Here is a 21,251-nt window from a genome sequence, read left to right on the forward strand (position 1 = left end):
TAGCGTTCGAGCTTAACTGCCGACCCACCTTCTTACGTGATCGGGGGCCAACTTCATCGACATACCGCGGCCTCTATTTCTTTCATCTGCGCTGTTGCCTTGGGCCATGGCATTTCTTGCCACGCGAAATCCTAGTCGATTGCACAATCCAGTTGTGGACATCCGGAACATAGAAGGAACTCCGGTTGGCACAACTATATTTCTTCGGGCACAATCAAGCCGTTGCCACCGAAGTGCGTCAGGAGTGGTATTTCGAAGGACGACATGAGCGCGACGACCCGTACCCAGATCGACAAGCCCGATAACTTCCAAGACTTCGAGCGCAAGTGTGCGGTCTGGTGGGAGCACAGGCTTGGAGACAGGAACCTACAAAGGTTTGGCAGGAACGGCCAGCGACAGAACGGCGTAGACATCCGTGGCATCAAAGATGGGGATGTTCGAAAGGGCGTAGGCGTCCAGTGTAAGCTCAAGAGCGGTCACGCCGAACTGACTGTCACCGAAGTCAAAAAGGAGTTCAAGGAAGCCCTCAAATTTAGACCTAAACTCGTAGAGTTTCACATCCTCACGACTTCACCCACCGACACGAAGCTGCAGAGGCTCGCGATGGAAATGAGCATCGAGGAGGCCGAAAAGGACAACCAAATCCAGTTTGTGATTTGGGGATGGAACTCCATTTGCGACGAGGTAGGCAGACATGAAGACACAATGCTTGCGTTCGACGACAGCTACGGTCTTTTCGGGCGGGGTCTGCGCGCGGATGTGAGCGCCACCGCCCTGATTGTCACGGAAGTCAGGAATGTGAGCACGGAAACCAGAGACTTGCTGGCGCAAGCGACGGAAGATATTCGCTCACTGGTCGCTTCTCACGGCGTTGGGGACTCGACGACTGAGCTAGCACTCGCGGTAGAGGAACATCTCGATGCCGAGATCGACGGTTATCGAGATGGCGGATCGGATGGTCACTGGACCGCGGCCCTGGCGAACTTCACGCGCTTGCTTGATCGAGTTCGCGAGAAGGCCAGCGGCAGAATACTTTTCAGGATCAAGGCAAACATCGGTGCGTGTCACCTGAACCTAAACGAACCAGCTGAAGGGGTTAAGTGGTTGCTGGAGGCGTACGAGCATGCGCCGACGGAGCCGAAAGCGATTTCCAATCGTGCGCTCGCGCTTCTTCTTCAGGAAGACTTCGAGACGGTCCTCGAAATGGGAAAGATAAACCTCCAATCGCCCGTGGCCGACCCGATGCTATCATCGCATGTCATCCAAGCAGCCCGCTATACTGATTTCCAAGACGACCCCCTAACACTCGTTCCCGAGAAGGACATCGAAACCGCTGGCGTTCAGATCGCGCTTGCGATTTACCAACGTGCAAGGCGAGATAAGACATGGCGTGCGACCGCGTGGGGATTAGCCCGACAGTTTGCCGACGAACCTCGCGCACGCCAATTGGCAGCCGAAGCCACCCTTGAAGAAATAGTCGACGATAGCGGCATTCTGAGCCATGCGGCGCTCACGCTCGCGGATAGGGGGCGGCTTGAAGACGCTGCGAGGAATCTCGCCGACCTTTGGGAATCCGAAAAGGAGGCCGAAGGAAATTTCGATGAAGGCGACATCGCCTTGTGTGGCAACTTGATCCTCGCGTACCGTGCGCTGGGGGATTTCCGGTCTGCGATGGGCACTGTCAGACACGCTTTGACACTCGACAACCTGGACGACGACTTCATCCTGCGCGCGGCGGTTACCGCGATGGAGGCCGGGGACCCGATCAGTCTCGAAATCCTGCCTAAGGTTGCCAACGGCCCCATTAAAAACCTTCTGACGATACAGTCGGCGGTTGCCCGCGCAGACTGGAAGGGGCTTGCAGGCTTCGATCCAGATGATGCGAATTACCCGGAACCTGAAATCTTCCTTTGTCAGATCGCCGTCAAGCTGGCTCATCTGGATCAGAAGCCAAACGACGAATGCGGACCTTCGTTGGCAGCGTTGGTCGACGCGGCCCACCATGACATAAGGGCGAGCGTGCTTGTCGCGCAATTCTGCGGCCGCAAGGAGCATCCTCAGTTCGCCCTGAAGGCATGGAAAAATGTCCTCTCGGAGATCGATGAGGACAGTCATGTCTCTGGGAGGCTGATGGCAGCTTCGTATGCTCTTAGAAACGAACTTTGGAGCGACGCCGCCTCGCTATTGTACGGGTATATCGCGACCGACCAAGACAACGAAGAAATGAGAATGCTCTCCTCTGCTCTTGTCCAGGAACGGCCGATCAAAGAGCGAGCGGTAGAATTTTTCGGGGCGCTAGCCACTGAGATCAGGATGTCGCGGCGCTACCGCTACCTTGAGGGCATCATGCGGTTCAACCTCGGTGATCTTCCCGCCGCCGAGCTTATTTTCCGGAGCGAGCTGGAGACCTCGCCGAATTTCCAGTTGCTGAGCATGCTGGCAATGACGCTCCGTCGATCAAACCGCGAACCCGAAATCGCACCTTTGCTCGCGAGGTACGATATTGGGGAATTGGAAGGGTCGCCGATGGAGAAGATGTCCATCGCGCACGAACTTCGACGGGCTGGACGGCTTGCGGATGCTTTTGCTCTGGCCTACCCCGTTTTGCGTGCAAACCCGAACGATGCGGAAGTCAACCTGGCCTATGCGTCTCTCGTGTTCATGTCCAACGACTTCGGCACGCTGATCGAGGTCACATCGGTCGAGGTCGGTACTTGGGTTCGACTTTCGGGCGAAGACGACAAGGACTTCGCCTTCGTGTTCGAAGAAGGTACGAATGATGTTACGGCGGGTTACCTGGATAGCAGCCATCCCCTCGTTGAGGCAGCACACGGCAAAACGGTCGGTGAGCTGGTTTCCGTTCCCCAGGCGTTCGGAAACGGCCTATCCTGGACGGTAGCGGAAATCAAACACCGGTACGTCCACGCCTTCCACGACGTTCTCGAAAACTTTCAGACGAAATTTCCGACGGCAAACGGCCTGTTCTCTTTAACGATGAAAGACGATGACATCAGCCCGGTTCTCGAGCAGGTGCGTCTCCTAAGCGAGCGTGGCGAAAAGGCCGTCGATCTCCACACTAAAATTGGCATACCGATGCAACTCGCCGCCGGTCTTTTCCACGAGAACCCGATAGCGTACGCGTTCGGTATTCGAGACCTTGATCATGACATCAGGTGTTGTCTCGGGACTTACCCCGAGCGTGCGACCGCGTTCAACGTAATTGAAAACTGCGGCCGTCGCGGAACCGTCTTGGATTCATACGCAGCCTGGACAGCGGCAACGCTGGACATCTTCGACATTATCGAGAGCCTTCTCGGACCGGTTTCCATTGCCCAGTCCACACTTGACGACCTGATTACGTTCAGAGGCTTTGACGATTTCGATAGTCGATCTTCACTGTCGCTCGTTCATCGCGGTGGTGAGACTTTTAAAGATGAACGGGACGCGGCGACTGTCGATGCTCGTATCCAGTATGTTGAGCAACAGATCGCAAAGATCAAGCGCACATGTACCGTCGTCCCTTCGATCGCGCCTAACTTCCTACATTCACTTGAGGAAACAATCCTCGAGCTTTGTGGCGAGCGGGTCATGGACCCCATCTTCCTCTGCACGGGGCAACGCGTGTTACTGTCCGAAGACCTGTCATATCGCCAGTTTGCCTCGCAGGCGGTAAACGTGAAGGGCGTTTGGCTTCAATCAGTGCTTTTGTACGCCAAGGAAACGGGTGTGATGGAGCCCGGAAGATACGCTACGGTTTGCGCTGATCTTGCGGCATTGCGGCATGGTACCGTCGCCGTGGACGCCAGGACGCTGATTGAGGTCGTCTTACAGGACCCGAGCAACGAGCTAAGAGCTCTCAAGGGTATCGCTAGGTATATCGGTGACGCAGGCGCGGACTACCAATCGCATATCGGCGTGGTGCGGGAGTTCATCAACGCGTCCCTGGAAGACCGCATCAAGGATCGTCTTCGTCGAGAACGAGCGATGAGCATCTTGGCGAGGAGCCTCATTCGGCATCTTGGACCAAGGTGGGTTGTCGCTATGGAAATCCTTCTCCGAGACATGTCGTCGGCCGACCAACAATATTTTCATCACTGGATGAAGGGACACTTTCTGAACCCGTGGGAGGTTTATGCTCGTAGGGAAGCGCTAAAACGCCACGTGGCTTCCCAGGTGCTCTCTGCACTCCGAGCGGACACCTGGACATCGAGCCTTGAACGGGATTTTCGTCCCACGATAGCCTCGCTTCCAATCGGCTGGAAGCCGAAGCCACCGATGATTGCACAGCCACCTGTAAGAGGTGGCGCGCCAAATGTGTCACGGCGTAAACGGCGGAGAAAGCGTGCTCGCCGCTGAACGGACGAGGCAAGAGCCCTTACAGGCCGTTGCTATCTACGTCGTCTTCCGCTTCTTCCACCACTCCCGCGTCTTCGCGTTCTGCCGCTCCGTGGCCTCCTTCACCATCCGTTCGAAGACTTCGAGCATGCCCTTTATCGCGGTGACGTAGTCCTCCGTTTTGAGATCGAACCAGAACCTATGCTTCTCGCCCCTGGCGCTGAGGTTGATGTGGATTTCCCCGAGGCAGGGATCGAACTCGAAATGCGCCGACATCCCCCGATTGGAGTTCCAGACGCTGGCCTGACGGCGGAAGCTTCGGCGGAAAGATCAGGTATGGGCAGGTCTTCGCCACCTCGGGAACGATGATTTGCCAGAAACGGTCGACTCTGGCATCCTCGAGGACCGTCTGGTCCGCTTTCAGTCCATAGACCCGCATGACATCGGCCCGGCGGAAAACCGTGTCGACGTGCTTGCCGCCATTGGCGAACTTGACGACAGGCTGCACGCCTTCGCGCTGCATCTTCCACGTCACAGCGTGTCCCGAGATGCCCATGCCGTGACCGAAATCCGGTGCCTTGGCATGACCGGCCGCGAAGTCCTCGACCGCCTTCCTCGAGATCAGGACCTGGCGTGGACTACGATCCACCTCGCCCATATGGCCTTCCTTAACGAGGATGAATGTCGTCTCGTAGGTCATGTTCAGGAGAGCTTTGGCCTCGCCCATGGTCATCGTGTCGTCGGAACGGGTGAACGACTGGCGTTTCCGCTTCGCGTCTGTCTGGACCATCAGCCGTTTGAAGCCCGGAACGTCATCCCGCTTCTCGCAGACCACGATCTCCTGCTTCAGGCATTTCACCGCGACCTCGCCTGGAACGAGCTGGTTCCGCATGCGGTAGGTGTGCAGCGTGAGACCGTAGGCGTCAGGTCGAAGCCATGGAACGCGGCGACAAGGCATTCAACATATTGGAATATGCCCTGAAGACCGCCAGGTCCGACGCCGAATTCCGGATGTCGAGCCTCGATATCCCTCTGTGCCTTTTCAGGTACTTCTATCACTGTCACGGCGATCAGGGTTCCAGCGGTGCCCGCGGCTCCAACACCAATCGCAAAGGTCTGGGTTAGATTTCGCCGCGCAGACAATCACGGTGTCGAAAACCACCGCCAGCTCGTGCGCCTCGGAAACATCATTGACGAACCGCCGTACGCTCGCGGCCTAACACCTGGGGGCATTCGTTCGGCATCGAGCATCCCGACGGGAGCATGCAGTTGATCCCCATCGTTGGGGGCAAATGGAGAGCATAGGAGCCGGACGTCCCCAGGCCATCCGAACATGTGAATTTTTATTGCCTTATAAGACAATGAAAATTCACAAAACAATTCAGACACATAATAATTTTCGGTTCCTGGGGGCAATCGCTTGGAATCGGGTTTTTTCGGATTACGTGGGGAGTGTCATCAACGCAAAAGGACCTCTTGCATGACCCCAGAACGCCTAGCTGCAATCGCCGCCGCCACCGACTCGCTAAAGGACATCCGCGCTCTCTGCGTCGAAGTGTCGTCCGATCTCGATTGTCTCCACGACGAAGAAGCTGAAGCCGAGACCGCGGACGACGAGGACGACGAGCATTCGCCCGAAGCCGACGACGCGTTGCTGGCCGCATACGAGCAGATCGGAGCGGATTTCCAGGATGGACTAGACCGGGCAATCCGGCGCTTGGAAGCACTGTCGTCCATGTGAACATATTTCGAAAAGGGCGGTTCTCGGTACCGCCTATTTCTCCTTCTTTATGCAATGCAGATTAAATCTCATAATAGTATTCAATATAGATTGCATATATCCGTGTATATCCCATTGTATACGGCGGCGCCGTTGGCAATACTCACGTTACAGACACAGCAAAACCCATCAAGGGCATGTGAAAGGAAAAGTAAAATGGTAGACACACTCAAAAACATCCGCATCATCAACCTTGCGGGCGATTGCAAGGAAGACTGGATCATCGAAGCGGACGGTTTCAGCGTCGATAACGCGATCGAGAACGCGGTCATCAAGATCGACGAAGAGCGGACATACACGTGGAAGGAAGTCGGCTCGAACGCCGCCTACGACAGGAACCTCGGCTTCCGGATCGAGGACGAGGACGACGGCAACTGGAGACCTTCGGGACGTTTCATCCTCGTTACGGACCAGACGGCAAAGTGGGAGAAGGCTCTCGACAAGCTCGAAACCGTCGCCACTCGAGCCCGCGGCGACGAGTTCCAGAGCCAGGTTCAGGAAGCCCTCGACGAGGTTCTGGACGTTGCCACCGAGTACGATGATGTGAAGACACAGGCCGAAGAGGCACTGTCTCAGACGCGCTGGGCCTACCTGGACGGCGAGATCGTCCTCCGCGCGGCATGATCCATTACTGACTTAATGTCACTAACCAAAAAGGCGGTCCCCAGGGCCGCCTTTTCTCGTTCAGCCGGGTCTCACGCGCCACCCAGAGCTGACGATGCGGGTATTCCAAGAAGTACCCAGGCATGCGCCAGATCGACACCATAGCCGTGCATTGCACGGCGACACCCGAGGGCAAGGATTACACGGCCGAAACCGTTCGCGGTTGGCACAAGGCGCTGGGCTGGAGTGACATCGGATACCATTACCTCGTACATCTCGACGGCCGTGTGTCCCTCGGCCGCCCTGTCGAGAAGGCGGGCGCCCACGTCGCAGGTCACAACGCCACGTCGATCGGTGTCTCATATTTCGGCGGTGTGGCCGCCGATGGCAAGACCCCGAAGGACACCCGAACGCCAGCCCAGAAGGCCGCGCTGCCCAAGCTTCTCGGCGATCTCGTGAAACAATATCCCGGCATCCGCGTCATTCAGGGCCACCGCGACTTTTCGCCTGACCTGGACCGCAACGGCAAGATCACTCAGCGCGAGTGGATCAAGCTTGCCCTTCCTTCGACGCGATCCCTGAATACGCCGATCTGCTGAGGAGGTCCGTATGACCGATCTCAAGCCGTCGGGCTAGCAAGCTTCTCACGGGCTGGTGCCTCGCAGGCATCTACGCCCTCGCGTTCTTCGGAATCACTGTCAGCTACCAGTCCCTCCCGGAGCACCTGACGGTCGTGGGGTCCGTCTCCGTCGCGATGGTACTTCTCTACATGTACGTCGGCCACAAAGACCTCCTGGCATTTATCGAAAGCGGATTGTTCGATCTTCGCGGGAAAGGAAAGCCGCATGACTGATATCGGTCTCGGAACATTCCTGAAAGTCGGCGCCGTGGTAGGTGTCACCGCTATCGTCGGCCTGTCCTACTGGCACTACACGTCACTGCTCGGAGACTTGATTGAAGCTCAGGCCGCGAAGGCACTGGCTCAGGAGCAGGTCCTGAACGTCTCTGGCATCGCTAACCGCAACGCCGAGGCGGTCGCCAGAGCCGACGCGGACCGTCGTGCAGCCATCGACGCATTGGAGTTCGTCCAGTCCGGCATCGACCCTAACACGAAGACCTCGCGCCTCGCCGAGAGCGCCATAGACACCGCCACGGCGGCCGAGGACGGTGCTGTCGCCCCGCTCATGGAAGCCCTGCGAAAGTCCCGATTCGGAGGTGCGAAATGAAGACCTCGATCCTATCCGTGATCGCCGTCCCCTGCCTGTCGGCATGCACGACCACGAAGACCGTCCCCGTCGTCGAAGTCAGGGAACGTCGTGTCGAAGTCACGAAATCCCTGCTGACGTGTTCCCCCGAACCCGTGGCCGGATCGGTCTGGGTGACCCAGCGAGATGTCGCCCGATACCTTGTCCGCCTCGCCGAGCCGGGGAAGACTGCAGCGTTAAACTGGCCGCAGTGAAACGGCTCGTAGACGAGAAATGAACCGCGCCGGCGGCGCTTGATATCAGCAAGGATTACCAACATCATCATCTTAGCGGACCGGGGCAAGCCTCCCCAGGTACCTTTGGTCCGACATTGCTGCTAAGGCTCAGAGACTGGGGTGTCCCTTCCCCGGTCTTTTTTTGTCGACGAAAACGGGAGCCATCAGGCTCCCGTCTCTTTCTCCAGTTCCGCCCGTCGGGCGAGAGGATCAGGCGAACCCGCCAGTAGTAGTCCGTCGGGAGAATCACCCTTTCGACCAGAGACTTGCGATCCTGCCTCAGAAACGCGGGCGCGGCGTTCTTCTCCTCTACCGTGCCATCCGCACGCTTTCTCAGGATGACGACACGGCTCTCGTACGGCGCGGGCCGCGTCCTCTTGACGGGAGACTTCGGAGTGACGGTGACCGTCTCTTCCTTCTTCTCAGCAAGCTTGGCGGCAATGAACGAATTGGACTTGTTCATGCCGCGCTCCCTTAACGGCCGGACAAGGCTTCCAGCGCCATGGCCTTGGCAACCATTTCCGCCGACGGCTGAATGCCAAACTTTGCATGTTCGCGGCCGACCCAGGCGACATCGTAAAGATCGACCCCTGCCAGGATAGCGAGGTCAGCGCGGCGTACTGTTCCCGAGAAATAGACCTGCCGCCACTGGTGGCGGAGGCGCGCGTCGTCGGAAAGAACTGGAATGACCGTGTCGACCTGCGCTGTGACCGGGAAGCCGACCAAGGAGTCCGAAAGGTCCAGCGCCGACTCGTAGTCTGCGAGCGTGACCCGGGCGACCTTGTAGCCGCTCTCGAGCGTGAGGTTGCGAAGTACCGACGGACGGAAAACGTCTTCGTACATGATACGCTCCCTCATCGCGTCCAGGACGGAAATCGGCGGCACGCGGAACGACTTGCTGTCGGGTTCGCATGCATATTGCCGGATTGTCTGGCGGGATTTCCCGACCTGATATGCCACGGTACCCGGCATATCGCCTTGGAAGTCGCCCTGGAGCCGCATGGCTTCATAGAGTTCATGGAATACGGCCGATGCCCGATACTTGTCTTTCATTGAATATCTCCCTCGCGCTCACTATGGCCGCCTAAATATTGTGTGTATACAAGGGGACATACAATTTAATAGACAGTAATATTTGCGAACTTACTTGTTACTTTCTGCCTATACATACAGTATCTCTGAAGCAACAAAGGGAGTTATCAAATGTTGGCAAAAATTGGAGCCGCTATAGCCGCCGCGATATCGGCGATCGGAAGCGTTGGAACCTGGACGTTCCAACTCGCCAGGGGGATCGTCAGGTTTCCGTTCGAACTGCTCGGCGCGGGCGGTCAGCCCATGCCCGCACCTTATGAGCCTGAGATCAAGAAGGCGGACATTCTCGATGAACTCGTGGAGGCCAGAAAGCGTTCGGCGGCTGTTCACACCCTTGATCGCGACGGTATCGACAGCGTCATTCAATACTGCAACACCCACGACGAGGACCGCGCCAGGTTCGTCCTCCCGAAGACCCTCGACCGCGACGTCCTCGTCGCGCTGCGCACGATGGACGATACGGCCCTGAGGGCGCTGGCGACATCCGGGGTCTCGAAGATCAGGAAGTTCATCGACGGCCGGGTACATGACATATACGGGGTTCCTTCGCTCGCGAAGGCGAAGCCCCAACCACTTCCGAAGCCGCTCGCTAGTATGACCGAACACGAGCGCATCATGTGGAAAGTGAAAGCCAGGCTGGAAAGAGCGCACGAGTACGAGCCTTTCGCGATCCGCAAGCCATAACTGAAAAGGCCGCCCTCGAAGGCGGCCTTACTTTTTGGTGGTATTGTCAACGACGAGGCGCGGCCGTCGAATGAGTCGGAGCATCTCGGCATGCCGCTCCGGATGCTCGTAAGCAAGATCGCCGTATTCCCGACGCAGGAGTTGCCAGTCGCGATCCGAGACAGTCATTCGCGGCTCATCAGAACGTCGATGACTTCCGCGCTCTGGGCGCAGGCTTCACGGAGCTGAGCGACCTCCGCTTCCATGTCGGCGATCATGCGGACGGCCGTCAACGCCATGGCTTCCATTTCAGATGCATGAGCGCGAGCGGCACCCAAGCTGTCGTAGTAAGCGCGTTCGCGGCGTTCGTCGTTGGCCGCGTCGATCGCGTCGAGGATACCCGTCGCAAGGCTGACAGCACCTGCGCCAATGACCATCATGCCGCCCAAATTCGCCATCGCGGCCTGGTGTGCTGGTGCGCTCATCGTCCTGCTCCATCGTTCTGTTTCGGCGGACAGGTATGCCGGGCTCGCCGAACTCCGGCAAGTCGACATTCCGCTGATAGCGATCGGATCGTTAACGGAGCCCGTCTTAGGTGCTGGGCTTTATCCCTGAAAGGATGCACGCGATGCGACATCCCAGATTCATTACCGCAATCCGCGAGTCCTACGCCAATCCTCAGGCGTGGTGGGACAATGAGGCTCGGAAGACGGGCGAAATGGAGGACGGTGCTCTCGGGTACGAGCAGCTCCAGCGCAACCAACGAGACCGCGAGCGATCAATGCCGTCGTACGTGACGGTCTACGCAGAAGTCATCGTCGTGGCTGCGGCCGTCGTCGTGCGCTTGTGGTGGCTAGTCGCGGGGTAGCCTTCCAAGGATGATCCTGTTTCCGCTAGTATTGCCGCAGGCCAAGCACCGCAGGCGCTTGGCGACCTCGGAGAGAATTATTGACGAACGCCCACGCTGTGTATCCCAGCGATCAATCCAGGCCTCTCGTTCACACTGGGGGCAGCGGCCGCCAACGCATTCCCAATCCATCATTCCTCTGAGATCGCTCGCGACATCTTCCAGCTCGCCAAGGTATGTCGGTGAGCCGGGGCCCTTCTGGAGATCGATGCCCTTGCGGTATTTCATTTGTTCATGTTTAGTTCTCGTTCTGCCCGAGAGTCAACCATGGTAGCTTCGCGTTCCGACACCAGGAAAGGTTAACCGCTGAACGATTTGCGAACACTGGTTAAGTCGGAAGGTGGCAGGATCGCGTTCCTGCCCTGGATCACGCTGCCTATCGCGGTCAACGTCGGCGCTTTCCGATTCGTCCCGGTCAAACTCGCCGAGATCGAAGCTGTCGTCGGCGGGGTGATGGCCGAGGCTGTCGCGGCAACGATCAGGACACACGTCGATCAGGCGGGCAAGCCGATCGAGTCATGTACGGTGATCATCAGGCCCCGAGGTGCACTCGTTTGGGATATGCCAGACGACCGATGGCCGTTCGCCGCCGGGGCCGCCAAGCTACTGGCGCTTGGGGCGACGAGCGAGCAGAGGTTCCTCGGCAGTCACATATTCCACGGTCACATGAACTCGACGATGTTCCGTCCCGTGAACCACGTCGCGCTCGCTGGGTCTCCCTACTTCTCGATGCTCTTTTCCCGTAGAGGCGGCAGCCTGAGGGTCGGCGGACGCAAGGTGACCGATACCGTATTCCAGCAGCCATATCAGATCGAAGGCACCCGATGCGACGGTGTGAATACCCGTCTCATCCAGGCGGTCATCAAGGCCGAAAAGAAAGCGCCCGATCTATTTGCCGCAATCGAGACGGCGCTCGACATGTTCCTGCTAGGTCACAGCGAAGCTCCGGAACTGGACGACCATACCTGCATCATGCTGTCCGCTATGGCGTTTGAGCGCTTACTCGAACCGAAGAAATCAGGCTCTGTCGGATTGGCTGAAAGTCTAGCCGACCTATTCCAACGGTTTCCGCATCGTCTGATATCCGCGTCCTCCTGGATCAAGTGCGACAACAACACCAAATGGCAAGCGGAACAACTAACATGGCCGTTGCGTCGGAAGTGGATGAAGGAGCTATATGAGGCTCGCTCGTCGCAAGCGCATCGCGGCCCGAAGCCCGAGTTCAGTTCGAACTTCGAGCCCGAGAAACACATGGTCATAGCGGCCTTCGTGTTTCCGCTGGTCATCAAGCTGAAGCTTGTCGACGCTGGCCTCTATAAGCTGTCCTCCGATGAGATCGCGTCCTGCGGGGTGCTGGACGAGCTGATCGATAGTGACTGGGGAACGGGGTTCGACAACCCGCCTCAGTGGCCGCGGATACTTGATGAGGCTCAAGCAGCGCGAAGTCTCCGTGAAGCCATCAGGAACGCCATACGTAAGGCTGGTTCGTGACGCGCCTCATATATCGAGTAGGTCGTCTCGGTTACGGTATCTTAGGGAGATGATATCGGCGGCCTTGTCGAGTTCAGGGAACAGTACACTTGCATCGATTCCGAGCCGAGCGAGCTGTTCACGTATCTCCGTTTTCCTTTCCGCTTTTACCCGCATGAACGACTGAGTGATCGTGGTCGGATAAGGCTTGCCACCTGACGTGTTTGCCTCCAAACCATAGATGATGAAAGCGCCCGCTTGCGCGATGATCCGTCGGTTGTTGTTTTTGGGACGAACGAAAACCGGGCGATAAAGGCTTACAGGCTGGATCAGAGGATCGAAGTGTGGTCGCTCAATACGGATGAAATGGAGCAATCGCTTTATCTCGTCTTGCGTGTTGTACTCCCCGATATCCTCGGACCTTCCTACGTTTTGGAGCGCACGCTTATCGCGCACATGCAGATTTGCCAGATTGGCGAGGCAGGAAACTGTATCGCTGTCGTAGTATTTCGAGCGATCCTCAGGAACCTTGTATAAAATCACCTTCCCGTCCATTGGCGTTCTGGTGATTTGTCCGTCCTCTTCGTCTTCTTTTGAATAGTCCTGCGAGGCGAAGAACAAGGCCACCAACGGGTTCAATGTGACGTCGAGAAGTCGTGTTGGTAGACCGTAGTGCTGCATCCGCACCAGACGGTCAAACATGGTGCCATCTTGCTGAAATTCTTGGGGATGTACTGAAATCAGTTCACGCACCATTTTGTGTTCGTGCTCGACGAGCTTTTCGCCTGGTCGGAAGATCGGAGCCAGACCGCTCCATCCGTAATTTTTCTGCCCCCTGAAAACTGCGGGTTCGCCGCCGCCAACTTTAGTCTCCATTATTTTTTCGACGAACTGTGCAACAGAGACGATCTCGATGGCTGGTTTCGGTCTTTGTCGTGAGCGGACAGCATGTTTTGCGAATACTTCTGCCATTACCTCGTCGCGCGCCATGCCCCCCCCGAATCTCTATCTTGATTGCATTACCATTCGTCGCAACCAAACAGATCAGCAAGTGATTTCCGTCGGCTGTTTCCTCGTGCGCAGATGTCCGGCACAGTCCACAAGGCTGAATGGAATCCGTTAGTATAAGCTAGTGCGCCCGTGTTCTGATCGGGAGGCCGTGACTGGAAACCACCACGGTGCCATTCGGCAATTGCGACTGCGGTCGCGGCGGGCTTCTGCCCTCCACCTGAGGGTGGACAATCGGAGCTGTTCCTCCGGTTCACGTAGGCGGCTCGAGCAAGGTGGCCAAAGCAGTCACGAGCTGCTCGGAACCGGGATTACCCGCTGATGTAGATCGGCGGTTTGACGATCCCCTCGAGCCGCCAACACCTACCCAGCGGTACGGGGACCGTTCAGCGTCGCCTTGGCCGCGATCCAAAACCGCTCTCTCGCATTCAGCTCCTCGAGAGCGCAGTTCTCGAGGAGCGTCACGGTGATTTCGGTACCCGCCAACTTGGCGGCGTGTAGCTGCCGATGAACAGCGCGAAACGCGTCGGGCTTGCTCTTGCGGTACGGCAGTCCCAGCATCTGCTTCCGAACGTTGTTGTCGTATTCCCGCAGTCTGGACCGCAGGTTCCGAGACTGTCCGATGTATGTGCCGACACCCTCGATGTCCCACTGGTAGATGCCCGGCTTCGACAGGTCGATCCCTTCGAGGACGACAAGCGTGAACCAGTAAGCCTTTTCGCCTGACACCGAATCCCCTCACAAGAAGCCCCAAACGGTATCCGTAACCAGAGATGACGTGGGCCGCACGAAGTTTCTCGTCGGCCAAATTTCCATCTTGGATAACCGGGGCAAAATATCCCTCAAGCGCCGATCACGGGCGCACAGGGAGAACGTCATGGCAGCCAAGGAATTGAGAAATATTGGTCTGGCGATCGACGACATCGCGAAGTCGGTCGGCAGGGCTGTCAGGGTCGTCAAGCTCAAGCGACGACTCGGAGACATCGATCTAACGGCACGCGAAGCGGTCGAGGGGAAGACGCTTCTAAATGCGCTCGAGAAGGTGCGTCGCGATATCGAGGAACTGGATAAGAAACATTACCCAAGATGGATCGGGATAAACCCGAAACATGTAAGAACCGAGACCAAATAATTAGGTGACAGCCCTCTTCGCAGGGCTTTTTCGTGTCCGCGCCGCCAACTTTCAAATGTTGGCGTAAACCAATTTGTTGGCGGTTGTGTTGGCGGTGATTTTGGAAAGAATATTGGGTCTACCGATTTTTGTCAACCCTTTCAGGGGGTTGAGTGGTCGGAGTGGAGAGATTCGAACTCCCGACCCTCTGGTCCCAAACCAGATGCGCTACCAGACTGCGCTACACTCCGTTCCTTACAAGAATGCGAGATACACGGTTCGCTACCAGCCCGCAACTGCAAAAAGTGGATTTTCCCAATTGTTCGAACTGTCTAGCGAACTAACTGTGGGAAAGCGGCCAAAAACCTATCCTGCGTTGCCGATCCGTTTGGAAACCACCTTGTCACCAACCTTGATTCCGAGCGCTTTCGTCCGACCGGCATTCAGTTCGAGGACAAATTTTACCGGTCCCCGCGAATCGATCACGTCACGAGAGTAAGGAACCGCATTTTCGCGGATATGAGAGACCGTCCCATCGCCTTCGATGAACAGCATATCGAGCGGCAGGATGGTGTTTTCCATCCACATGGAAACACGGCGTGTCTCGCCGAAGTCGAACAGCATGCCGTGATCGTCAGGCATTTCCTTGCGGTACATCAGGCCCTGCGAGCGCTGCTGGTCCGTCAGAGCCAGCTCGATCACAAAGGCATGGGTCTTGCCCGCTGCCGTGCGGATCGACAGCTCATCTTTTGGAAAGATGACCTGCTGGGCTGCGGCAGCGTAGGCGACAAACAGAAAAAGCGCCGCAAGGGCGCCTTTTGCAAAGGGCGTGATCCGCCCGAATGACTGCATTCTCAACATCAATGTGACCGGCTTACAGGGTTGGGATTGTCGGGATGAATTTCGGCTGCCATCAAGCCCTTGTCGCCAGGTCCGAACCGGACCAGCACGGTCTGGCCGGGACGGAGCTCTGTCAGTCCGTAGCGGCGCAGCGTTTCCATGTGGACAAAAATATCTTCGGTCCCCTCACCGCGGCTCAGGAATCCAAAGCCCTTGGTGCGGTTGAACCATTTCACCAATGCCCGTTCGAGGCCGCTCGTTGGCGTGACCTGAACATGGGTGCGAACCGGCGGCAACTGCGAGGGATGAACTGCGGTCGACTGATCCATGGAAAGAATGCGGAAGGCCTGATAGCCGCGGTCGCGCTTCTGGATCATCGCGACGATACGGGTTCCTTCAAGGATGGTCTGGTATCCATCGCGCCTCAGGCAGGTCACATGCAGAAGCACATCCTGCATACCGTTGTCGGGCACAATGAAGCCGAACCCCTTCGCAACATCGAACCACTTGACCACACCCGTAATTTCGATGAGCTCGACCGGATCGCCCGCGAATTCCTCGTATTCGGCTACGCCTTTCAACGATATCCTGTCTGCCATATCCTATCGGCCCCTCGATTACGCGTTACGACATGACGGTGGAAGTGATTCTTCGCGCCTAGATTAACATCCCGTTAACCCTCCAGTGCAAGTCCCCGTCTGGACTTTATCAGCATCTTTCTACGGCTGACGGCTTGCCCCAGGCTTGCTGACCTCCTGCAATGCACCATATCCGCTCGACAGTTTGCCAACGACATCGCGGAGCTTGCGACACATGCGCTATCTACACACAATGGTTCGGGTCAAGGATCTCGACGCGTCTCTCCATTTCTACAAGACATTGATGGGTTTGGAGGAGATCCGCCGCATCGAAAATGACAAGGGCCGCTTCACGCTGGTCTTTCTGGCTGCACGCGACGACGTTTCGCAGGCTAAGGAAAATATGGCGCCGTGCATCGAGCTTACCTACAACTGGGACAGCGAGGATTACACGGGCGGACGCAATTTCGGCCACCTCGCCTATGAGGTCGACGACGTCTATGCGTTCTGCCAGCACATGCAGGACAATGGCATCGTGATCAACCGTCCGCCTCGCGAAGGTCGGATGGCCTTCGTGCTTTCGCCGGACGGCATTTCCTTCGAGATCCTGCAGAAGGGCGACAACCTGCCGGTCGCCGAGCCGTGGGCATCGATGCCGAATACCGGCAGCTGGTAATTGAGGCTTGCGTCGGCCTGACCAAGGCCAATTCCCCTCTCTTGCCGAGCGAAACAGGACACGTGATGCTCATCTCCATGATTCGCGACAGAGTGTCCGCGACGCACATGAAGGGCATCACGTGCCGGTTTCGCCAGCAAGATCGATCTCAAGGCCGAGTTTTCCGCTCCTCGCAGTGGCGATAGCGGCTTTAATGATGAGCAGTTGCTCGATGACCCGCAAGGTCGCCGACGCCGATCCTGTTTCCGCAGAGGCGGTGGCCGCGGAGCAACCGGATGGCGCGGCAAAACCGCTTGCCAAGGGCGGCACGAGCGGCGCCAGCCTTTATGTCGATCCTCTCGTCTCCACACAGGCGCACCAGGCCAAATCCGCGCCAGCTGCAGCGTCTGCTGCGCCGGGCGCCAACGCCGCCCCCGGCGCCTTCCCTCCGGCGCCGGAGCAGCCGTCGAACTCCATCGCCGGGCTCGTCACGCAACCGACTGGCGTGCGCGCGAGCAGCTACAGCATCTTTTCGTCCAACGCGTCGCCATTCCCATCGGCAACGACAGCACCTGCTGCTGCCCCTGACGGTCAGACAGCCGTCGTCGCTCCGGCTGGTGGCATCAATGCAGCGTATGGCAGCGTCTTTACGCCGCGCCAGCCGCTGCCGGACCCGGCACTACAGGCACAGCTCTAACCGTCAGCCGCGCGCAAAAGCGAAGAGAGCGAGCAACCGATGTCAGTTAAGATACTGATTCGGCGTGATTTTACGCTCGCCGAAACCGCATTTTTCAGTTGTCATATTTTTCGTGAAAATCATCATTTTGGCGCTTGCGGTAACGAAATCACCCCTCTATAAGGGCGCTCACTGTACGCGCCCTTCGTCTATCGGTTAGGACGTCAGATTTTCATTCTGAAAAGAGGGGTTCGACTCCCCTAGGGCGTACCAGTTCTCTCCTTCAAAGTGTTGATTATGCACAAGAACCTCTAAGTTATCTTGGAGGATCCAGACGCGCAATTTTCTCTGTCTATCTTCCAAAAAATACCGTTTGTTGGCTTGTCTGTTTGGAAAAGCGTCCCTATAAGACGCTCCTGTACGCGCCCTTCGTCTATCGGTTAGGACGTCAGATTTTCATTCTGAAAAGAGGGGTTCGACTCCCCTAGGGCGTACCACTTCCCCCTTCTTCCATATCATCAGGCTTGTTCGCTCGCGCGTTTTCCCGCGTCCTGCCTTGGCTTGGAATATTTCATTTAAAAACAGGAAAATATCGATTTTCCTACTTGCCGGATCGGGCAAGCCTGACTATACGAGCGCTCACTGTACGCGCCCTTCGTCTATCGGTTAGGACGTCAGATTTTCATTCTGAAAAGAGGGGTTCGACTCCCCTAGGGCGTACCAGTTCCCCTTCTGCCAATCCCTGACTTCACCGCGACTCGACCGCGTCGAGTAGCCTGAGCTGGATGCGTCTGTTTCCCTGCCACTGGTCGGCCGTGAGACATCCGGCGGCATGGATCTGTTTTCCTCGGGAGTTGAGCAGCATCTGGCCGAGCGGCGTCTCGGCGGCCCTGAATGCGATCCCCTCCAGACGCGTGCCATCGAGCGATTCCAGCGTGATCTTCACATGCGCGGTGCCGACAAGCCGCACGTCTCTCAGACGATGGGCGGGAATGGCAAAGACGGGCTGCGCGTGGCCAGACCCGTAGGGACCCGCCTGTTCCAACTGGTCGAACAGCGCAATCGTGGCCCCTGATGCCGATAGTGCGCCATCGATCTTCAGCACGTGGTTGGCAACAAGCGCCGGAACGCCCTCAGCCGCCACTTCCTCGAAATAGGCGCGCAGCTTGCCGAGATTGGCGCGCTCGACGGTCAGTCCCGCCGCCATGGCGTGACCGCCACCTTTTAGCAGAAGCCCTGATTCGACTGCGCCGCGAACCATCCGGCCCATGTCGAAACCGTTGATCGAACGGCCGGAACCGGTGCCCTTGCCGGACGGGTCGAAAGCGATCGCGAATGCGGGCCGCCGGAATTTCTCCTTCAGTCTTGCAGCGAGAAGACCGACGATGCCCGGATGCCATTTCTCATGCGCTGTGACGATGACGGACGCGCCCTCGGCGTCGCCGTATTCGCCAAGGACTTCGGCTTCGGCCTCCGCCAGCATGGCGGCTTCCATGGCCTGCCGCTCGCGGTTCAGATCGTCCAGCCGGCCGGCAATTTCCTCCGCCTTGATATCGTCTTCCAGTGTCAGCAAGCGGCTGCCGAGTGCTGCATCGCCGATTCGCCCGCCGGCATTGATACGTGGGCCGATCATGAAGCCGAAATGATAGGGCGTCACCGGTCCGCCAAGACCCGCCTTGCGAAACAATGCGGTGAGCCCCGGATTGACCATGTGACGGGCAGCAATCAGCCCCTTCACCACGTAGGCCCGGTTCAGCCCCTTTAGTGGCACGACATCGCAGACGGTTGCCAGCGCCACCAGATCCAGCAGACCGAGCAGATCGAGAGACTGTGCGCGGCTATCGCCACCTTCGCGCAACTGCTTCAGGGTCGCGACCATGACCAGAAACACGACTCCCGCCGCGCAGAGATGCCCCTGCCCCGAGAGATCGTCCTGGCGGTTGGGATTGACGAGCGCCACACAGGGCGGCAGCACGTGACCGACCTGGTGGTGGTCGATGACAACCACATCGCAGCCCTCGTCCCTGGCCGCTGTCAGCGCGTCCAGGCTCGTCGAGCCGCAGTCGACCGTGACGATCAGCTGCGCGCCGTTCGCCACCAGTTGACGGATCGCATTGGGGTTCGGTCCGTAGCCTTCGAAGATGCGATCCGGAATATAGATCTCGGCCTCGACACCGAAATGCGTCAGGAAACGATAGAGCAACGCGGAAGAGGCCGCGCCATCCACATCGTAATCGCCGAAGATCGCAACCCGCTCCCGTCGGTTGATCGCCGCAACCAGTCTTGCTGCAGCCTTGTCGCAATCCGTCAGCGTCAACGGATCGGGCATCAGTGACCGGATGGTCGGATCAAGGAAGGCCGGGGCATCGTCGAGCGTCACGCCGCGGCCGGCAAGCACGCGGGCGACCAGTTCGGGTATGCCATGGATCTGGCTGATGGCGAGCGCACGGTTCTGCGCCGCCTGGTCGAGCCGCGACACCCAGCGCTGGCCACTCACCGATTGCTCTACGTTCAGGAACGCGCGCGGTACCGGATCGACCGGTGACGTTGTCATGGAGAGGCTGCTGGCGATTGAGGTGGTCGATTGGGTGGTCATTCAGCCGTTTTAGCGCATCGGCGCATCAACAGTAATCTGTTTTCGGCAGCGGACGTTGCCTCGATGAAAAAACACCGGGGCCACTCTAGTGCGCCTCAACGCCTCTACGAATCACATGTCCTTGGGGCGTTCGATCCGGATGACCTGCGGCTCGCCGACCAGATAGCTCTCGGCCTTGATGGCATCGACGGCCTTGCGGACCGAATTCTCCATCGTCGCATGCGTGACGAGAATGATCGTCTTCGACATCGCCGACGAATCGGGCTTCGAGCGCTGGACGATCGATTCGAGCGAGATGGCGTTCTCGGCCATGCGGGCAGCGATCGAGGCGAAGACGCCGGTCCGGTCGGCAACGGTCAGCCGGATGAAATAACCACCTTCGTGGCTCTGCATCTGGGCGCGCTTGTAAGGTGCCAGCGAAGCCGCCGGTGTGCCGAGAACCGGAACCTGCTGCGCGCCCGGGCGGCTCTTGGCGATGTCGGCGATATCGCCGAGCACCGAGGATGCCGTTGCATTGCCGCCCGCACCCGGGCCGACCATCAGCAGTTCGCCGAGGATGTCGGATTCGATCGCCACGGCATTCGTCACGCCATCGACCTGCGCGATAACCGAATCACGGGGCACCATGGTCGGGTGAACCCGCTGCTCGATGCCTGTTTCGGTGCGCTGCGCGACGCCGAGAAGCTTGATGCGGTAGCCGAGATCGGCGGCCGCGTGGATATCGTCGATAGAGATATTGGTGATGCCTTCGAGATAGATCTCGTCGGGCGCGATCTGGGTCCCGAACGCAAGCGTCGTCAGGATTGCCAGCTTGTGTGCCGTGTCGTTGCCCTCGATATCGAAGGCCGGATCGGCTTCGGCATAGCCCAGCCGCTGCGCTTCCTTGAGGCAGTCGGCAAAGGACAGACCCTCCTTCTCCATCCGGGTCAGGATGTAATTGCAGGTGCCGTTCATGATGCCGTAGACACGCGAAATCGTGTTGCCGGTCAGGGACTCGCGAAGGGCCTTGATGACCGGGATACCACCGGCAACGGCCGCCTCGAAATTGAGGAGTGCGCCGTTTTCTTCGGCGATCCTTGCGAGTTTGACGCCGGATGCGGCGAGCAGCGCCTTGTTGGCTGTCACCACGTGGAGACCGCGCCGCAAGGCTGCGCGCACGGAGTCAGCAGCCGCCCCTTCGGCACCGCCCATCAGTTCCACGAACACGTCGATCTCAGCGTTTGCTGCCAGTTCTTCGGCGCTGTCGAACCAGGTCACGGCAGAGATATCGATCCCCCGGTCGCGGGTGCGGTCTCTCGCCGTCACGGCGGCAATCTCGATCGGGCGTCCGCAGGTGACCGCGAGTTCGTTGGCACGGGTCTGGATGATGCGAACGAGCGAGGCACCGACAGTGCCAAGACCCGCAATGCCGACTCTGAGGGCATCTGCCATGATAGTTTTCCTGGTATTTTGGGAGA

The 21,251-nt window shown here is 58.1% G+C and carries 22 protein-coding genes and 4 tRNA genes; 15 read left to right on the forward strand and 11 right to left on the reverse strand.

Going from position 1 to position 21,251, the window contains the following annotated elements:
* Window positions 1-264 precede the first annotated feature (264 nt).
* Window positions 265-4,356, forward strand: a complete 4,092-nt coding sequence (locus AC0JZ8_RS15225; RefSeq protein ID WP_471892882.1) for a tetratricopeptide repeat protein — start codon at window positions 265-267, stop codon at window positions 4,354-4,356.
* A gap of 178 nt (window positions 4,357-4,534) precedes the next feature.
* On the opposite strand, the gene AC0JZ8_RS15230 is transcribed toward AC0JZ8_RS15225, so the two are convergent.
* The gene (locus AC0JZ8_RS15230) at window positions 4,535-5,227 is read right to left on the reverse strand and encodes a MerR family transcriptional regulator (protein ID WP_471892883.1); all 693 of its coding nucleotides are present in this window, start codon (window positions 5,225-5,227) and stop codon (window positions 4,535-4,537) included.
* A gap of 588 nt (window positions 5,228-5,815) precedes the next feature.
* Here AC0JZ8_RS15230 and AC0JZ8_RS15235 point away from each other — a divergent pair.
* The 5 genes from AC0JZ8_RS15235 (at window position 5,816) to AC0JZ8_RS15255 (ending at window position 8,177) form a co-directional block, all read left to right on the forward strand.
* Window positions 5,816-6,076 (forward strand): hypothetical protein, encoded by a 261-nt coding sequence (locus tag AC0JZ8_RS15235; protein WP_471892884.1) that lies wholly within the window; start codon window positions 5,816-5,818, stop codon window positions 6,074-6,076.
* A gap of 195 nt (window positions 6,077-6,271) precedes the next feature.
* Complete coding sequence (locus AC0JZ8_RS15240) at window positions 6,272-6,739, forward strand: hypothetical protein (RefSeq protein WP_471892885.1); 468 nt, start codon at window positions 6,272-6,274, stop codon at window positions 6,737-6,739.
* Window positions 6,740-6,861: 122 nt separating this feature from the next.
* Complete coding sequence (locus AC0JZ8_RS15245; RefSeq protein ID WP_471892886.1) at window positions 6,862-7,317, forward strand: N-acetylmuramoyl-L-alanine amidase; 456 nt, start codon at window positions 6,862-6,864, stop codon at window positions 7,315-7,317.
* A 246-nt stretch (window positions 7,318-7,563) separates the two neighbouring features.
* The gene (locus AC0JZ8_RS15250; RefSeq protein ID WP_471892887.1) at window positions 7,564-7,944 is read left to right on the forward strand and encodes a hypothetical protein; all 381 of its coding nucleotides are present in this window, start codon (window positions 7,564-7,566) and stop codon (window positions 7,942-7,944) included.
* Window positions 7,941-8,177 carry a hypothetical protein gene (locus AC0JZ8_RS15255; RefSeq protein ID WP_471892888.1) on the forward strand — a complete coding sequence of 79 codons (237 nt, stop codon included), beginning with the start codon at window positions 7,941-7,943 and terminating at the stop codon, window positions 8,175-8,177. Before AC0JZ8_RS15250 ends, AC0JZ8_RS15255 begins: the two co-directional genes overlap by 4 nt.
* 67 nt (window positions 8,178-8,244) lie before the next feature.
* On the opposite strand, the gene AC0JZ8_RS15260 is transcribed toward AC0JZ8_RS15255, so the two are convergent.
* Window positions 8,245-8,661, reverse strand: coding sequence for a hypothetical protein (locus AC0JZ8_RS15260; protein WP_471892889.1), 417 nt, complete (start codon window positions 8,659-8,661; stop codon window positions 8,245-8,247).
* 11 nt (window positions 8,662-8,672) lie between these two features.
* Window positions 8,673-9,251 carry a hypothetical protein gene (locus tag AC0JZ8_RS15265; RefSeq protein ID WP_471892890.1) on the reverse strand — a complete coding sequence of 193 codons (579 nt, stop codon included), beginning with the start codon at window positions 9,249-9,251 and terminating at the stop codon, window positions 8,673-8,675.
* 150 nt (window positions 9,252-9,401) lie between these two features.
* Here AC0JZ8_RS15265 and AC0JZ8_RS15270 point away from each other — a divergent pair, with 150 nt between their 5' ends.
* On the forward strand, window positions 9,402-9,974 hold the full coding sequence (locus AC0JZ8_RS15270) for a hypothetical protein (RefSeq protein ID WP_471892891.1): 573 nt from the start codon (window positions 9,402-9,404) through the stop codon (window positions 9,972-9,974).
* 164 nt (window positions 9,975-10,138) lie between these two features.
* On the opposite strand, the gene AC0JZ8_RS15275 is transcribed toward AC0JZ8_RS15270, so the two are convergent.
* A complete protein-coding gene (locus tag AC0JZ8_RS15275; protein ID WP_471892892.1) occupies window positions 10,139-10,438 on the reverse strand; it encodes a hypothetical protein in 300 nt (99 codons plus the stop codon).
* Window positions 10,439-10,581: 143 nt separating this feature from the next.
* Here AC0JZ8_RS15275 and AC0JZ8_RS15280 point away from each other — a divergent pair, with 143 nt between their 5' ends.
* Window positions 10,582-10,821: a hypothetical protein gene (locus tag AC0JZ8_RS15280; protein WP_471892893.1), complete on the forward strand. Its 240-nt coding sequence runs from the start codon at window positions 10,582-10,584 to the stop codon at window positions 10,819-10,821.
* A gap of 354 nt (window positions 10,822-11,175) precedes the next feature.
* Window positions 11,176-12,351 (forward strand): hypothetical protein, encoded by a 1,176-nt coding sequence (locus tag AC0JZ8_RS15285; RefSeq protein ID WP_471892894.1) that lies wholly within the window; start codon window positions 11,176-11,178, stop codon window positions 12,349-12,351.
* Between the two features lie 6 nt (window positions 12,352-12,357).
* Here the strand turns inward: AC0JZ8_RS15285 and AC0JZ8_RS15290 are convergent, their stop codons facing one another.
* Both AC0JZ8_RS15290 and AC0JZ8_RS15295 read right to left on the reverse strand, forming a co-directional pair.
* Complete coding sequence (locus tag AC0JZ8_RS15290; RefSeq protein ID WP_471892895.1) at window positions 12,358-13,320, reverse strand: FRG domain-containing protein; 963 nt, start codon at window positions 13,318-13,320, stop codon at window positions 12,358-12,360.
* Between the two features lie 381 nt (window positions 13,321-13,701).
* Window positions 13,702-14,067: a GIY-YIG nuclease family protein gene (locus AC0JZ8_RS15295; protein WP_471892896.1), complete on the reverse strand. Its 366-nt coding sequence runs from the start codon at window positions 14,065-14,067 to the stop codon at window positions 13,702-13,704.
* 148 nt (window positions 14,068-14,215) lie between these two features.
* On the opposite strand from AC0JZ8_RS15295, the gene AC0JZ8_RS15300 reads away from it, so the two are divergent.
* Window positions 14,216-14,470 carry a hypothetical protein gene (locus AC0JZ8_RS15300; RefSeq protein ID WP_471892897.1) on the forward strand — a complete coding sequence of 85 codons (255 nt, stop codon included), beginning with the start codon at window positions 14,216-14,218 and terminating at the stop codon, window positions 14,468-14,470.
* 153 nt (window positions 14,471-14,623) lie between these two features.
* Here AC0JZ8_RS15300 and AC0JZ8_RS15305 read toward each other — a convergent pair.
* From AC0JZ8_RS15305 to AC0JZ8_RS15315, 3 genes are all read right to left on the reverse strand, one after another.
* A tRNA-Pro gene (locus AC0JZ8_RS15305) sits at window positions 14,624-14,700 on the reverse strand.
* A 115-nt stretch (window positions 14,701-14,815) separates the two neighbouring features.
* Window positions 14,816-15,301, reverse strand: a complete 486-nt coding sequence (locus AC0JZ8_RS15310) for a DUF192 domain-containing protein (RefSeq protein WP_062457420.1) — start codon at window positions 15,299-15,301, stop codon at window positions 14,816-14,818.
* 8 nt (window positions 15,302-15,309) lie between these two features.
* Entirely contained in the window at window positions 15,310-15,888 is a 579-nt protein-coding gene (locus AC0JZ8_RS15315; protein ID WP_062457423.1) for a cold-shock protein, read from the reverse strand.
* A gap of 214 nt (window positions 15,889-16,102) precedes the next feature.
* Here AC0JZ8_RS15315 and AC0JZ8_RS15320 point away from each other — a divergent pair, with 214 nt between their 5' ends.
* From AC0JZ8_RS15320 to AC0JZ8_RS15340, 5 genes are all read left to right on the forward strand, one after another.
* The gene (locus AC0JZ8_RS15320; RefSeq protein WP_325265860.1) at window positions 16,103-16,543 is read left to right on the forward strand and encodes a VOC family protein; all 441 of its coding nucleotides are present in this window, start codon (window positions 16,103-16,105) and stop codon (window positions 16,541-16,543) included.
* Between the two features lie 211 nt (window positions 16,544-16,754).
* On the forward strand, window positions 16,755-17,219 hold the full coding sequence (locus tag AC0JZ8_RS15325) for a hypothetical protein (RefSeq protein WP_471892898.1): 465 nt from the start codon (window positions 16,755-16,757) through the stop codon (window positions 17,217-17,219).
* 177 nt (window positions 17,220-17,396) lie between these two features.
* Window positions 17,397-17,471, forward strand: a tRNA-Glu gene (locus AC0JZ8_RS15330).
* A 149-nt stretch (window positions 17,472-17,620) separates the two neighbouring features.
* Window positions 17,621-17,695 (forward strand) — tRNA-Glu (locus tag AC0JZ8_RS15335).
* A 151-nt stretch (window positions 17,696-17,846) separates the two neighbouring features.
* Window positions 17,847-17,921 (forward strand) — tRNA-Glu (locus AC0JZ8_RS15340).
* Between the two features lie 25 nt (window positions 17,922-17,946).
* On the opposite strand, the gene recJ is transcribed toward AC0JZ8_RS15340, so the two are convergent.
* On the reverse strand, window positions 17,947-19,752 hold the full coding sequence (gene recJ, locus AC0JZ8_RS15345; RefSeq protein WP_471892899.1) for a single-stranded-DNA-specific exonuclease RecJ: 1,806 nt from the start codon (window positions 19,750-19,752) through the stop codon (window positions 17,947-17,949).
* Between the two features lie 153 nt (window positions 19,753-19,905).
* Window positions 19,906-21,225, reverse strand: a complete 1,320-nt coding sequence (locus AC0JZ8_RS15350) for a homoserine dehydrogenase (RefSeq protein ID WP_471892900.1) — start codon at window positions 21,223-21,225, stop codon at window positions 19,906-19,908.
* Between the last annotated feature and the right edge of the window lie 26 nt (window positions 21,226-21,251).

The sequence above is a fragment of the Velazquezella soli genome, assembly GCF_977018685.1.